The sequence below is a fragment of the Vagococcus carniphilus genome (genome assembly GCF_014397115.1).
Lineage (GTDB): Bacteria > Bacillota > Bacilli > Lactobacillales > Vagococcaceae > Vagococcus > Vagococcus carniphilus.
Genome location: NZ_CP060720.1, coordinates 2429910 through 2444314 on the forward strand (window position 1 = coordinate 2429910; position 14405 = coordinate 2444314).

15 protein-coding genes are annotated in these 14405 nt (G+C 29.6%); 3 read left to right on the top strand and 12 right to left on the bottom strand.

All coding sequences use genetic code 11. The annotated features are described in order from the left end of the window. Nucleotides 1–27: 27 nt before the first annotated feature. The 4 genes from H9L18_RS11815 to truA all read right to left on the bottom strand — a co-directional run bounded on the left by H9L18_RS11815 (nt 28) and on the right by truA (nt 3362). A complete protein-coding gene (locus tag H9L18_RS11815) occupies nt 28–408 on the bottom strand; it encodes a GrdX family protein (protein ID WP_126791989.1) in 381 nt (126 codons plus the stop codon). 447 nt (nt 409–855) lie between these two features. Continuing rightward, nucleotides 856–1791 carry an alpha/beta hydrolase gene (locus H9L18_RS11820; RefSeq protein WP_126791987.1) on the bottom strand — a complete coding sequence of 312 codons (936 nt, stop codon included), beginning with the start codon at nt 1789–1791 and terminating at the stop codon, nt 856–858. A 121-nt stretch (nt 1792–1912) separates the two neighbouring features. Beyond that, nucleotides 1913–2599, bottom strand: coding sequence for a metal-dependent hydrolase (locus H9L18_RS11825; RefSeq protein ID WP_126791984.1), 687 nt, complete (start codon nt 2597–2599; stop codon nt 1913–1915). 25 nt (nt 2600–2624) lie between these two features. Beyond that, complete coding sequence (gene truA / locus H9L18_RS11830) at nt 2625–3362, bottom strand: tRNA pseudouridine(38-40) synthase TruA (protein ID WP_126791982.1); 738 nt, start codon at nt 3360–3362, stop codon at nt 2625–2627. A gap of 417 nt (nt 3363–3779) precedes the next feature. On the opposite strand from truA, the gene H9L18_RS11835 reads away from it, so the two are divergent. Then, a complete protein-coding gene (locus H9L18_RS11835) occupies nt 3780–3947 on the top strand; it encodes a hypothetical protein (protein WP_185847411.1) in 168 nt (55 codons plus the stop codon). Nucleotides 3948–3989: 42 nt separating this feature from the next. Here the strand turns inward: H9L18_RS11835 and H9L18_RS11840 are convergent, their stop codons facing one another. Together H9L18_RS11840 and H9L18_RS11845 are read right to left on the bottom strand one after the other, a co-directional pair. After that, nucleotides 3990–4466: a prolyl-tRNA synthetase associated domain-containing protein gene (locus H9L18_RS11840; protein ID WP_126791980.1), complete on the bottom strand. Its 477-nt coding sequence runs from the start codon at nt 4464–4466 to the stop codon at nt 3990–3992. A 1346-nt stretch (nt 4467–5812) separates the two neighbouring features. Continuing rightward, on the bottom strand, nt 5813–7405 hold the full coding sequence (locus tag H9L18_RS11845; RefSeq protein ID WP_126791978.1) for a putative polysaccharide biosynthesis protein: 1593 nt from the start codon (nt 7403–7405) through the stop codon (nt 5813–5815). Between the two features lie 226 nt (nt 7406–7631). Here H9L18_RS11845 and H9L18_RS11850 point away from each other — a divergent pair, with 226 nt between their 5' ends. Then, complete coding sequence (locus H9L18_RS11850; protein ID WP_126791976.1) at nt 7632–8102, top strand: hypothetical protein; 471 nt, start codon at nt 7632–7634, stop codon at nt 8100–8102. Between the two features lie 167 nt (nt 8103–8269). Then, nucleotides 8270–9399, top strand: a protein-coding gene (locus H9L18_RS11855) for an IS3 family transposase (RefSeq protein WP_126791974.1) whose coding sequence is annotated in 2 segments (ribosomal slippage) — nt 8270–8558 and nt 8558–9399 — 1131 coding nt in all. Because the reading frame shifts where the segments join, the coding sequence is not laid out codon by codon here. A gap of 69 nt (nt 9400–9468) precedes the next feature. Here the strand turns inward: H9L18_RS11855 and H9L18_RS11860 are convergent. From H9L18_RS11860 to H9L18_RS11885, 6 genes are all read right to left on the bottom strand, one after another. After that, nucleotides 9469–9759, bottom strand: a complete 291-nt coding sequence (locus H9L18_RS11860) for a hypothetical protein (protein WP_126791972.1) — start codon at nt 9757–9759, stop codon at nt 9469–9471. A gap of 232 nt (nt 9760–9991) precedes the next feature. Continuing rightward, complete coding sequence (locus H9L18_RS11865; RefSeq protein ID WP_104859673.1) at nt 9992–11161, bottom strand: IS256 family transposase; 1170 nt, start codon at nt 11159–11161, stop codon at nt 9992–9994. 103 nt (nt 11162–11264) lie between these two features. Beyond that, entirely contained in the window at nt 11265–11879 is a 615-nt protein-coding gene (locus tag H9L18_RS11870) for a helix-turn-helix domain-containing protein (protein WP_126796317.1), read from the bottom strand. Nucleotides 11880–12065: 186 nt separating this feature from the next. After that, entirely contained in the window at nt 12066–12512 is a 447-nt protein-coding gene (locus H9L18_RS11875) for a hypothetical protein (protein ID WP_126796314.1), read from the bottom strand. A gap of 490 nt (nt 12513–13002) precedes the next feature. Continuing rightward, entirely contained in the window at nt 13003–13911 is a 909-nt protein-coding gene (locus H9L18_RS11880) for a sigma factor regulator N-terminal domain-containing protein (protein WP_126796312.1), read from the bottom strand. Further along, the gene (locus H9L18_RS11885) at nt 13901–14404 is read right to left on the bottom strand and encodes an RNA polymerase sigma factor (protein ID WP_126796310.1); all 504 of its coding nucleotides are present in this window, start codon (nt 14402–14404) and stop codon (nt 13901–13903) included. Before H9L18_RS11885 ends, H9L18_RS11880 begins: the two co-directional genes overlap by 11 nt. Nucleotide 14405 lies beyond the last annotated feature (1 nt).

Below are 14405 nucleotides of genomic sequence, written 5' to 3' on the forward strand. Positions count from 1 at the left end.
CAGCCATAATCATGGCGGATAAACTAATTAAGAAACATGCATGCGTACTAAAGTGTCTTTTATTAAATAGTAATCAACAAAAGCAAAATCTTCTAATACGCGTTCAGTCCAGTTTGGACGCATTTTATTTTTCATAAACTTTTGATAAACCTCTAGGGCCTGATCAATATAGTCCAAACTTTCGATATCAATTGCCTCACTCTTTTTGGTAGAGAGTACAATAGATTTATAGTACGTTTCATTTGGTTTAATACTTCCACTTAATGGATGTGTTAGAAGAACCATTTTTTCTTCAATGATTAATCTTTTAACCACTTCTAAAACTTCTCCGTACTCAATTTCTTCATACTGTACTGGAATACCTTCCACTTTTTCTCTTACCTTCGGATTATTGGTTATTAGTAACATAGACATTTCCTCCAAAAAAATAGTCAGACAAACAAACCAACTTATTGAGCATACTTATCCAGTAAAAATGCACAACAAGCCACCCTGTTTCTCTGACTGTTTTGATTATTAAATTGTTCCATTGAACAACCTTGTTCTTTTTCTAATTTGTGTCATGTAAAACGAATCATCATCATTCTCACCCTTTCTTTTGTAAGCGTTATCTGTTTATAAGTTCATAATATCACAATTAGATTTAATAACAATATTTATTAAAAATCTCTTTCCATTTTCTTAAACAAAAAACATAATATGGTTCTATTTATTAATTTCACAAAAGAAATTATACATATTATCCACTTTTAAACTAATCAAAAAGAAGAGTAACACCTGTGTTGACAAGGTTACTCTTCTTTAAAATTATGATAGTATTCAACTAATTAAGTATTTATTAATATGAAACTTATTTTAATCATTTAAAAATTGTTTCATCTCAGATACTATTTTTTTAGACTGAGTTCTGTGTAAATAGTGTCCTCCTTCTAATTCAAAAGAAGCACCTTTATTGGCATTTTTTACTTGTTTTAAATGAAGATCTCTCCACGTTGGAACAGTCTCAGCGTTTCCATGATCAATGAATAATAGTAAAGGAAGTGATTTAGGAAAAGTCATAGTTTTTACTTTTTCAAAACTATTATCTAATTCGATGCCTTCACTTCTCATGGATTGATTTCCTGTATTTTTAAGATTAAGCATTCGATATTGTTCGTTCTCTTCTTTTGTTAAATGAGGATACTCAAATAATTCTGGTCTCATTTTTGTAAATAATCTTAAGACTCCACTGTAACGTAAAAAATCGATTGTCTTAGTTGGATTGCCTGGCCAAGGTTGATTAGGAACACTCGTATCTATCCCCACAAATGCTTTGACTTCATTGGGATAAGTATTAACATAATTCATTCCATAAATACCTGAGATTGAGTGTCCCATTAGAATAAATGACTCTATTTTTAATTGCGCCAAGACATAATGAATTTCTTCTGTCACATTTTCTAATGTGCGCTCTCTTTTCGTTTGACTACTTAATCCGTAACCAAATGGTTCAATCGTTATCACTTGATAATCTGATTTCAACTCATTAATTAATGGTTTAAAATCAATCCCTGGGCTTGGTGTACCGTAACCAGGTAATAGCACAATTGTTTCTTTTCCTTTACCATCAATCCTAACATTCATTTTTCCATCGTACACATCTATTTTCTGACCATAATCTTTTATCTTTTTAGTTTCTTTTGACAAAGCTATTTGATTAACTGTAGCTGTCACAAGTAAGGCAACAACGATAATCCCTACTATAGCTAACACAATTCTAAGAAACCATTTACCTATTTTTTTTATTGTCATTTTTTCTCCTCTTCCACCCAAAACATTCTTTGGTATGTTTCACAATACTGAAAATTTGAAAAAAAGTCAACAAAAAAAGTTTGAAAGACAATATTTCTATTATCTCTCAAACTTTTACTTATTAATCTACAGTCAGCGTTTCTCCTACTGCCATCACTTGCCCAATGCCTTCAGGTAATAACGCCACAAACTCATTTGGGTTTTGTTTTATTACCGGAAACGTATTGTAATGAATTGGGACAACTTTTTTTGCTTGGATAGTTCGACTTGCTTTGGCTGCATCTTTTAATCCCATTGTAAAATTATCACCAATTGGTAAAAAGGCCACTTCTATCTCGAAATCCTCACTTAAAAGTGCCATATCACTAAAATAAGCTGTATCTCCTGCATGATAAATTGTCTTGCCTTCAATCTCTAAAACAAAACCAGCAGGCTCACCCATATAAAGCATCTCTTTACCTAATTCATAACCAGAACTATGTTGAGAAAAAACCATTTTTACTCGTCCAAATGGAAATTCAAAGGAGCCTCCAATGTTCATTGCGTGAGTTTTTTCAACACCATTTTTAGTTGCTAAATGAACTATTTCTGGTATTGCAATGATAGTTGCGTCATTTTTTTTAGCAATTGAAATCATGTCACCTATATGATCATTGTGCCCATGAGTAATCAATAAATAATCTGCTTTCACATCTCTAGCTTTCAAATCCGTTAATGAATTACCTGTAATAAAAGGGTCAAATAAAAGTCGAGTGCCATCATTTGTTATGACTGAAATAACCGAATGTCCATGATAAGTAATCTCCATTGCTAAAACCTCCACTTTCTATGAATTAATAAGTTACGCTATCTAAGAATAAAGCTTGAGCTGGAACTGTTTTACCAGCATCTCTTCTTACTTTTTGTTCAAAAATATCATCAATAACGGATACTTCTAATGTTCCATCACCAATTTCTAACAAGGTTCCCATAATAATACGAACCATATTATATAAGAAGCCGTTTCCAACAAATGTAAAATGCAACATCCCATTTTCTTCTTCAACCGTTATACTATCAATAGTTCTTGTTGTTGATTTCTTAGATTTTTTAAGTGAAGAGAAACCTAAAAAGTCATGAGTTCCTACTAATTTTTCACACGCTTCATTCAAGCGGTCTAAATCCAATTTTTCCACATAATGATAGCTATGATGATGATCAAATACAGAAGGTACACGATGATTCCAAACATAGTAGCTATATTGTTTTTCTTTTGCATTATATCTTGCATGGAATCTTTCCGGTACTTCCTCAATTTCCTTAATCACAATATCTTTAGGAAGATAGTAATTTAAATAGTCTTGCATTTCTAATAATGACATAGTTGATTCTGTTTTAAAGTTTGCTACTTGCCCTCTACTATGAGCACCTGCATCTGTTCGACCAGAACCAATAATCTCTACTTTTTCTTCCGTCATTTTTTCAATAGTCGTTTCAATTTTTCCTTGGATCGTTTTATCTGAATCACCAAGTCTTTGCCATCCTGAATAGCGGCGACCATCGTATTCAACCGTTAATTTAATATTTCTCATGTCTTTATATTCCCCTTTAGTTTTAAGTCCAGCATCCTAATCAATACCTTGTTAACTCATTGTAACAAAAAATGAGTCAAAAGGATTGTCTAAATTAATTGAGACCATTCAATTAGGAAAAATTTGTTGGATGCCTTCTTCAAAAGTGATTTTCTTTTTTAGAATCCATTGTTGCTTTTATCTTGCCTTAGCTAATGAATCTGTGTAATATTTGGCTACGCATCTTTAAAATATCTAATGTTTCCTGAAAAATTATTTTCATTTCTTCCTTATATTGCTAGTAATGTAAAAGACTCGTCTAATGTTAGTTAGTCGAGTTAAATAGTTGATTAGCATGAAAATTATTATTCTTATTTAGTTTATATCCTTTGAAGAAGATATATTAGTATTATAATTTACTAATAGGGAGGTGTTCTTGTGGATAAAAAAGATTGGTTAAATTCAGGATTTTATTTAGCACTTATTTTGATAATTAGTTTTTGTATGAACCTCACGTCAAATTTATTATATCAATTTGGGATAGCTCTTATTGGAGCAGTAATCGGAAACCAAGTTCACAAAGCATTTATAAAACCAAAACTTTAGTTAGTCCCTAAGAGAAAAGCCTTCAGATATTATTCTGAGGGCTTAAAAATCAATATAATTAACTTCGTTTTCACAATTTTTAATAACGTCTATCAAATCATATGTTTCTAAAAACACAGTACTAGTATTTACGTTAGGATGAACACCAATGATACTATTCCTAAAATATGAATCAATGAACACCTGGACATTACTATCTTTATTATTTATAACTCCTAAAGGGGTTACAGCTCCTTTTTCTAGCGATAAAAACTTATTTAAATCATTCTCAGAGCAAAAACTTAATGCTCTTGAAGTGATTAATTCTCTTAATTCTTTTAAATTGATATGTCTATCTTCCTTAACAACTATTAAGTAGTAATTTCTTTTTTTATCATCACGAATAAATAAATTTTTCGCAATTTTTTCAGAATTAGGCAGATTTAATGAATTCATTTCTTCAATTGTATAGATGGCAGGATGTTTAACCAATTCAAATTTAATACCTAATGCTTTTAACTTGTCTATTACATTATTCATATAAATTCTCCTCCCAAAAAATAATTGTGTTAATCAAACATTATAAATAATTGAAATAAAACAAACAAATTTTATCAATAATAGTAGGAATAACTGAGTTAAAAATATGATTCGTTTCTCCAAATTTCACCTCGACAATTATCAAATCCATTTTCTTAAAAAAACTTCTTTATTTTTTAAGCTTCAGTCAACTGGTGTTCATCGACTAAGCTCCCTATACCTTGTTGTCGATATTCATCATGTACTATGATATCTCATGTTGTAGCCCTATACCATATATATATCTAAAACCAATTAACCTATTATTTTCATTTCTTAACTACACTAGAAGTTACATCGTTCAAAAAGTAATGAATAGTCTGAACCCCTTCTATCCCAACTAATCCTTTATCTTAAACCTGAAACTCCTTCATCAAGGATGATACCGTTAATACTAATAGAAACATGACTTATAAACACACCTCGAAAAGTATTATTTTTTTCATTAACTATAAATTATTCAGGTAATTACTGGTTAACATAACTGATAATTATACTAAATTAATTTATCAGTGATATAATATATTATACGAGGAGTGATTATCATGGATAAAAAAATTATCAAAGGATTAGGATTTTTTTAATTTTAATAGCATGTATTATTCTTTTAAGTATGAATAATTTTATATTTCCAATAATAGAAGATGGATCAATAGACACTGGAGAATACTATTTAAGAATTTTTATTAACGCACTAAGGTTTATAGTATTAGCAATTATTTCAAGTTCTATAGGTATTAAATTGTTATTTAAAGACTAGGTTAACATTGTAAAATTTAACCCAAGAAATTGATACATCAAGAATTCAAACTGCTACTTTGTAAATTCTTATTTTATTTTCTTAGTGAATTTTTATCACTTTCAATTAATCAAACTACCTCACCGATCAAAATTTAGTTCTATCCGTTCAATCCATTGTCCACTCATCTTATCTAAAAAACTTAGAAACATCCTCTAACAATTCAATTTGTCAATCTTATTTTTGGTTTTGGCTACTTACTCCAGCATATGAATTTTATAATAATTCAATGCACAACTTAAATATCTTGTTCTGATTTACTTTAATTATAAAAAAATAAAACTAGTGATGAGTAATCAGCTTCTATGATTATTCACCACTAGTTTAACTCACAGTAATTAGTTTGCTTTTCAATTTCAATATAAGATGTTCTGTGTACACTAATCGTTTCAATTAGGAAAAAATTTGTTGAATCCCTTCTTCAAAAATAGTTTTCTTTTTTAGAAACCATAGTTGTTTCTATCTGCTTTAGCAAATACATTTCTGTAATATTTAGCTAATTCCTAGATCACCTGCTTTTAAAAGCTAGGTAATACTTTTTAGCTGTTTTTCTAAAAACAATAATTCCATAAACAAATACTCCAATACTTGCAATAATACTGGAGTAAAGAAGACTGGATAACCATGAATCTATATTGAAAAATTGTTTTAAACTTTGAGCAAAAATAAAACAGATAATTCCCATTACAAAACTTCCTATAAGCACTCTAGTAATATTTGAACGAACATAATATAACGGCATTATTCTATATTTAGTTGTTAATCTCTTATAGGCTAATACCGTTACTAAACCAAAAGAGATAACTGAAGCAATATTTGCTCCATAACCTTCTAAAAAGTAGATACAAGGTATTTGTAAAATTATCTTAGTAATAAGCCCAAAACCAAAGTATATTAAAGCCATTCGATGCTCTCCCAGTGATTGAATAATCGTAAACATTGCTGTAAATAATGAAAAGATTATCGCCGATAGAACTGCTATAACCAAATAATTTCCACCTTGTTTATCAGGTCCAAATATTAAGCGATAAGCTGGTTGAGATAAAATCATTAAACCAATGGACATAGGTAAGAGCATCATTAAAGTCATTCTTAAACTATCAGCAATCGCTCGTTCAAGTTCTTCTTGGTTTCGATTCCCAATTTCAGCAATTAAAGGTAACGATGCTCCACCAACTGACGCTGATAAAGCAATAATTAATGCAGTTAATTTATTTGGATTAGCTGAGGATTGACTAAACAAGAATTCGATTCCTTTTAATGTAAATCCTCCCTTTAGGATTAGAATTTCTTTTAACATTAATTGGTCGATTAACTGAGTTAATGTAATAGCAGAACCAATGATGACAAAAGGTATGGACTCCATAACGATTGAGCCAATTAATTGTTTCGTTGAGATTGGTAACTCAGGTAAACTACTTCTTAATTTTTCTTGATAAATCAACCGTCTTTTATAAACATAAATAATAAGGTATAGAAGAGCTAACATCCCTCCAATAAATGAAGCAAAAGTACTTAACTTAACAGCTTGAGCAATATTACCATGGTTGATTTGTAAAATAAAAAAGGTAAATCCTAAAATAAAAATAATGCGACCTAATTGCTCTAAAACTTGAGATAGACTAAAAGGTTTTAAATCGTTATTTCCTTGAAAAAAGCCTCTAAAAACACTTAAAATAGGAATAATTGCTAAAGATGGACAAAGTGAACGTATACATAAAATGGCATCTTCAATGTTACTAATGGGACTATTTTTTGCTAAAGTAGGAGCTAGTATATACATCATAATAGCAGAGATAATTCCAGTAACAGTCATTAGTAATCCACTAACTTTTAAGACTTTAAGACTGGTTCTAAAATTATTCTTTCCATTATATTCTGCCACTTGTTTTGCAATAGCACTTGGAAATCCAGCTGTTCCTAACGTTAAAAATAATGCATAAGGTACATAGGCAACATTATATAAAGCTTGAGCCTCTAATCCATTTTGCTGACTTCCCATCATAGCTAACCAAGGGATAATATAAATAATACCTAATATTTTTGAGAATAAGTTAGCGAATGATAGCCAGAAAGTACCGATAACTAATTTTCTTTTCATTTTTTTAAACTCCTTCTTAACTTTTTCACCTTATCAAAAGAAATCTAGATATTCAATGAATTAAAGAAAATTTTGGAAAGATTTAAAAAGATCAATTATTTTTGTTCTAAAACAGAAAATTCGCTCAGTTAAAGGTATTCTAGGTTCACATGTTTAGTGATTATACCAAGTTGAATATAAGGTATAATTATATTAATAAAGACTGATTTATTTAGGAGGTTTCACTTTGAGTAAGATCATTCATAATACGGACAAATATTTTTCATTTCATGATTCTCTGATTACTAAATGCTATTTTGAGAATGGAAAATTAAACTTTGAGTTTGAATATGTTTCTTGTTGGCTTAATAACCAAGATGTTCCAGCAGTTTATACAAGTGAAGGAAATCCTAAATTAATAATTGAGCTTGAATCTATGATTAGTTGGACTAATTGGGAAAAGCAAATAGATTATACAAAAAACTTTGAACTTCACCTTCAAGAAATAGTTGGAATTGAATTTTTGTCGTTTAAGCAATTTGATGATTTAGGAAAAATTATTTTAGTTGGTGAAGATGTGGAATTTACTTTTAAACAATTTGAGATTATCGTCATTCCTTCTAATTTATATTTTTATAGAAATCTATATAAAGATGAAATTCAAAAATTTCAATTAGAAGAAATGCCTAAGACCAATTTACAGGTAAATTGGTCTTAGGTATTTAACGAGCTAGTTAACATGATTACATATTATAATACGCAACTTTATGATATTATTCTTTCTGTATATGTCTCCATTTAACCTCCACTGGATAGGTTACACTTAGTTGAACAGAAAAGATAAGGTGTTTATACTTAATAAAAAACAGAGTAGGAGAACATCTAATGGCAACTAACAGAAAACCAAGACGTACTTTCAAAGAATCCTTTAAGAAACAAATGGTTGAACTGCACAGATCAGGAAAGCCAAGAAAAGATATTCTTAGAGAATATGATTTAACACCATCAACCTTCGATAAATGGGTGAAACAATACAACCAATCAGGTTCATTCAAAGAGAAAGACAACCTAACTCCTGAAGAAAAAGAATTACGTGAGTTACGCAAACTAAATAAAGAATTGATGATGGAAAATGATATTTTAAAGCAAGCGGCGCTGATATTCGGACGAAAGTAGAAGTTGTCAGAAAAAATAAAGATAAGTACAGTGTATCAGCGATGTGTCGGAAATTAGAAGTTTCTCGAGGTGCTTATTACTATGAAATTAAAAAGAAAGAATTAGAAGCTGTTGTAGAGAAAGCCATTATTGATTCCTTTACAAGCAGCAGAAATTCCTATGGATCAAGAAGAATTAAAGATGATCTGAAAGATCAAGGATTAATTGTTTCAAGAAGAAGAATCAGACGAGTTATGTTGAAATTTAATTTTGTGTCAAGTTATACTACGCTAAAATTTAAACCTTTAGCAGCCAGTAAAAATGAGCAAAAAATTGAAAATGTCTTGTCCCGAGAGTTTGATAGAAACGAACCGATGGAAGCATTAGTCACAGACTTAACTTATGTTAAAGTTGGCAATAAGTGGCACTATGTTTGTTTCATTATAGACTTGTTTAACCGAGAAATAGTTGGTTATTCAAGTGGCCCTAATAAATCAGTAGACCTTGTTTTACAAGCTTTAGCAACAATAAATAGTTCTCTAGAAAGTGTCCAATTCTTTCATACAGACCGAGGAAAGGAATTTGACAACCAAAGTATTGATGAATTATTGGATGCGTTTCAAATCAAACGTTCTTTATCTCGTCCTGGTTGTCCCTATGATAACGCAGTGGCAGAAGCAACCTATCGAGCGTTTAAGATTGAGTTTATTTACCAACAATCTTTTGATTCTTTGTTTGAACTACAATATGAGTTAATGGATTATGTCAATTGGTGGAATAAATTTAGAAAGCATGGAAAATTAGGTTATTTATCACCTTTAAATTATCGTTTGGACTGGAAAATGAAGCAAGCTGTTTAACAGGAAGTAAAATAACTATTGGAACAAAATAAAGACCTTATAATTTTTGTATAGAAAAGTGTTGCCAATTCACACTATTACTTCTAAGATAATTGTCAGAAAGAATACTGAACAAAATCCGATAAATACAGTAGATTCATTATTAGGATAACCAAAAATAAATGAAGATAAAAACATTAATAGACACAAAATTCCTAACACAAGACAATAAGTTCCTCTGACTTTATTAGAAAAAGTAATGTATTCCTTTTTATTTTTTCTAAATAAAATTGACACATCATTCCAAGGGGTATTAGGTGTAAACCTAGATAAACTTCCAAAGAGAAAAACTAAAGTAAAACCACCAAAAAGAAACCTCATTTTACTCACTCCTTTTGTTTAATTATAACATTTTACACGCGTTTTAATGATATGTTAGGTTATTGTACTAGAAGTTATACAAAGTTCCTACAAACGATTTGAGTCTAATTAGTACATTTTCATACAAATATTTCTAATTAATATTAATTATTCTTTACTTAAATATTGTTGAACTTCTTTAGGTTGCGTCAAGAATTATGTGTAAATGGAAAAAACCATTCTGTCGGTTAAGTTAAAACATTGATTCTAATGTATCTTGTATTTCTTTAAAACCTTTATGAATCCGACACAAAAATTTCTGATTATAGTTGTTGAATTGAGAAACTAAGAATCTCTCTAGAGATTCTTCATTAGGGAATTGTTCTTTTCTTTTTGTATATTTCTTTAATTGTTTGTTAAAACCTTCAATCAAGTTAGTTGAATAAATGGTTCTTCTGATTGATGGAGGAAAATTATAAAAGGTTAATATAGCAGGATTCATGAGTAATTTAACTACTCGTGGATACTGCTTTTTCCATTTATCTATCATAAAACTTATTTGATTCATAGCTTCTTCTTTTGAAGCTGCTTGATAAACCAATTTAAAATCATTACAGACTTCTTGTCGATCACTAACACGAACCTTATGAGCAATATTTCTAGAGATATGGACACAACATTGTTGAAATTGAGCATTTGGATAAATACTATGGATACTATCGTCAATGCCGCTTAAACCATCAGTTACGACTAATAAAACCTCTTCTAAACCACGGTCTTTTAGGTCTTGAAGTATTTCTTTCCAAACATACGAAGACTCAGTTGGAGCAATACTAAACCCAAGAACCTCTTTGGTCCCATCCAGTCGGATACCTATGACAATATATACAGCTTCTTTTGAGACAGTTTGTCTTTTTAAAGGAATGTGAGTAGCATCCATAAAAATGATTGAGTATTGGGATTCTAAGGACCTTTCTTTAAAAGCAACAACATCTTCAGATACTATTTGAGTGATATTGGAAATGGTTTGTGGTGTATAGTAATGACCATACATTTTTTCAATCAACTCAGAGATTTCAGACATAGTGATTCCTTTTTGAAATAATTGGATAATGGTGGTTTCTAAAGAGTCGTTACTTCTTTTATAAGCAGGCAACGTTTGTTGAGAAAACTCTCCATTTCTATCTCTAGGAATTGCCAAATTTAATTCTCCATACTCTGTTTTAAATGAACGAGAATAATTCCCATTTCGGGAATTACCTGAATTAAAACCAGTGCGATCATATTTCTCATAATCAAGAAAAGCCGTTAATTCAGCTTGTAGCAGTGTATTGATAGCTAATTCTAGATGACGACGGAATAAGTCATCCAAATCACCTTTATTGATTAGTGTTTCCATAATTTCTGTAGTAAAATTAGTCATGAGAAAGTCCTCCTATAAAATTTCGGTTGTGGTAACTTTAATTTTACAGAATGGACTTTCTTTTTATCTACCTAAAATTTCTATTTACACAAAATATTTTACGCTATCCTTCTTTAGGAATAGAATCCCAAGAAATAAATTCTAGTTCATAAACATAATCATCTTTATATTCTATTTTTCCAAAATTCTTTCCTTTAGGTGATTGACCACCTTGAAAAGTTAAAAAAACTTTATTAGTAGTTTTACTATCAATAACTTCTATATTCTTATAGGCATCAGGAATTTTGAGGCTATCAGTCACTTCATTATACTTTAGACCATTGTTATAAGTTACATCTTCAGGGAGGACAGCGTACCCTGTATTAATTGTTGCAAATGGATTATATCTGTAATATTTAACAGTGCTAGTTATAGCATAAATATAACCACTTAAAAGCAAGATAATTAGTATAAATAAAGGAACTAAAATTTTATATTTTTTCTTTTTCTTATAGTCCATATTTAATTCTTTTACCATTTTTGAATCACCTCTCAATAGTTTATCAAGAGAGATATCTAATAAATCAGAAATATTTACAAGTAACTCAATATCAGGATAGTTTCTTTGTTGCTCCCAATTAGAAACGGCAGTTCTTGAAATATTTAACTGTTTTGCTAAGTCTTCTTGGGTTAGTTTTAATTCAATTCTTCTTTTTTTTATTTCACTTCCAATGTTCACAGATAAACACCTCCCTTATATCTATAATTAAAAATGAGTCCTCTTATTTTAACAAGACAGTCGTTCTTAAATCAAAAAAATATGACAGTCAGAGATTCTGACATTATTGTAAACAAAAGGTTTTTAGTACGTTTTAGTAAGTTTTATAAATACTTAAAAATATTATACAGTTTACATAACTCGTGATTATACCAAGTTGTTTTTGTTTAAACTAAAGAGAGTCATATCATTATCTTCAGCAGGTTCATAACCAAAAAAAATAGTAGCATTATTTAAATTAGTCATGATAGATAAAATATTACTACAAATATCGGCTAATACTAAATCATTTAAAATGGTCATATCTTTTTCAGAAAAATTAATAGTCAAATTACCATCTAAATCATCAAAAGAAATAACTATGATGGCTTTACTTATTGTTGCTCCAATATAAATATCTTTTACTAAAATATTACCAGTATTTTGTTTATTAAAATATATTTCTAGGCTGTCAATGCTTTCAAATTTTACATCTTTATTATTAATATAAAAATGAGAACTAAGTACATTTTTTTCTTTAAAATTGATCCACTTTAATAAAACAGAAATCTCTTTAGGAGATATATTATTAAATATCAACTCATAACTTTCCATGAAAACCACTCCTTATACTTAATAATATCATACCAACAATTAGTTACTTAACCTCCTAGTTAACATAATTAAATGTGAAACCCAAAAATTAATAAATTAGAACTTCAAACTACTACTTTGTAAATTCTTATTGGTATACGTAAAGATAAAATAAGATTCCTATTAAACCAGGATTCTTATTTTATTTTCTTGGAGAATTTTTATCACTTTCAATTAATCAAACTACCTCACCGATCAAAATTTAGTTCTATCCGTTCAATCCATTGTCCACTCAACTTATCTAAAAAACTTAGAAACATCCTCTAACAATTCAATTTGTCAATCTTATTTTTAGTTTTGGCTACTTACTCCAGCATATGAATTTTATAATAATTCAATGCACAACTTAAATATCTTGTTCTGATTTACCTTAATTATAAAAATATAAAACTAGTGATGAAAAATCAGTTTCTAAGATTATTCACCACTAGTTTAACTCTTAATAGTTAGACTATTTTTCTACTTCAATATAAGATGTTTTGGGTACACTGACTCCCACTGAAGAAGCTTTAATATTAGGTATTTTTTCTAATTTTTTTAAATCACTATTTTGCCCAGTGACTAACACACCTAGAATAGGCAACTCTTTCATCTCTTTTTTTTGATTAATAAAGTTTTTAATTTCTTTATCTTCAAAAGGCTGATTCCATTCTTTTAAATTATCTATAAAATAGTCGAGAGCTTCATCCCCATCATCTTTTGAGTACTCAAAACCATAAACATCATTGCTTCTACCTTGAACTTCTTTTTCTTCTGTAGAAGAGAAAACATAAAGCCAACAAAGATTTACCCCCGAAGGAATATCTTTTTCAATTTCTTTGATTGTTTTAGGCGTTTCAAAAGATAAAGCCATCTCAGCTACCTCTTCTTTTTTTCCATCTACTTTTTTCAAGTCATTAGGTAGCTTTACTTCTTTATAGGTAATATCAGGATGATAAAATTCAGCTATTTTTTGTTTGGTTTGACGGTCATAAGAATAGCTGTTGACAGAAGAGCTATATTCTCCTGCTAGTAATTCATTATGATCAATTTGATAATTAAATAATGAATACTTTGCTCGAATGGTGCTCCAAGGAACTACGTATCCTGAGATATTCTTAGACCGATTAGAGACAACTTCTCCACCAGTTGCTGTTGAATTAGCTAATACTTGAGAATCTATTTGAATGTTTGGTTCTTTTACAGCATTACGAATCATCAACTCAGCATTTAACTGATCAGATTGTCGTTTAACAATTTTATTACTTACTAAATAAAGAGTTGGAATAGCGATTAGAATTGTTACTATCGTAATTAAAATAATCCGTATCATGTTTTTTCTTTTAGCTTGTTTTAAGGATTTTTCAAAATTAGGAACCATTTGAATCCTTCCTTTCTTTTAATATTGACTGTCTAGCTCTAGCTAGTTTTTGTTTGACTGAGTTAGGTTTGATAGATAATATATCAGCAATATCATCGTAGCTTAAATCATAATAGTATTTAAGAGTTAGAATCTCTTGATACTCTGGTTTAATTTTTTCAAATTCGCTCTCAATTTGATCCAAATGATCTACTTGCCGATAACCACCATGACTTGATTCGTCTTCCTTTATTTGATCAAAAAAATTACTAGAAACATAAACTGATTTAGTTTGCTTTCTCTTTTCATCAATATACTGGTTTAAAACAACTCGATAAAACCACGGCTTGATTTGTTCTGTTTTTAATTCCGGTAAAAAAGTCATCAGTTTGTAGTAAGATTCTTGAATCACATCTTCTGCTTCATGGTGTTTTGCCCCACGAGACAGTAATAACGTATAGGCTCTCTGACCTAGTTCAAGTAATAAATCATCTAGCCTATCTCCTTTCTTCACT

Excerpts from the sequence above, each read along its gene's own strand:
- H9L18_RS11815 (WP_126791989.1), bottom strand. The coding sequence starts at position 408 with ATGTTACTAATAACCAATAATCCGAAGGTAAGAGAAAAAGTGGAAGGT.
- H9L18_RS11820 (WP_126791987.1), bottom strand. The coding sequence starts at position 1,791 with ATGACAATAAAAAAAATAGGTAAATGGTTTCTTAGAATTGTGTTAGCT.
- H9L18_RS11825 (WP_126791984.1), bottom strand. The coding sequence starts at position 2,599 with ATGGAGATTACTTATCATGGACATTCGGTTATTTCAGTCATAACAAAT.
- truA (WP_126791982.1), bottom strand. The coding sequence starts at position 3,362 with ATGAGAAATATTAAATTAACGGTTGAATACGATGGTCGCCGCTATTCA.
- H9L18_RS11840 (WP_126791980.1), bottom strand. The coding sequence starts at position 4,466 with ATGAATAATGTAATAGACAAGTTAAAAGCATTAGGTATTAAATTTGAA.
- H9L18_RS11845 (WP_126791978.1), bottom strand. The coding sequence starts at position 7,405 with ATGAAAAGAAAATTAGTTATCGGTACTTTCTGGCTATCATTCGCTAAC.
- H9L18_RS11860 (WP_126791972.1), bottom strand. The coding sequence starts at position 9,759 with ATGAGGTTTCTTTTTGGTGGTTTTACTTTAGTTTTTCTCTTTGGAAGT.
- H9L18_RS11865 (WP_104859673.1), bottom strand. The coding sequence starts at position 11,161 with ATGACTAATTTTACTACAGAAATTATGGAAACACTAATCAATAAAGGT.
- H9L18_RS11875 (WP_126796314.1), bottom strand. The coding sequence starts at position 12,512 with ATGGAAAGTTATGAGTTGATATTTAATAATATATCTCCTAAAGAGATT.
- H9L18_RS11880 (WP_126796312.1), bottom strand. The coding sequence starts at position 13,911 with ATGGTTCCTAATTTTGAAAAATCCTTAAAACAAGCTAAAAGAAAAAAC.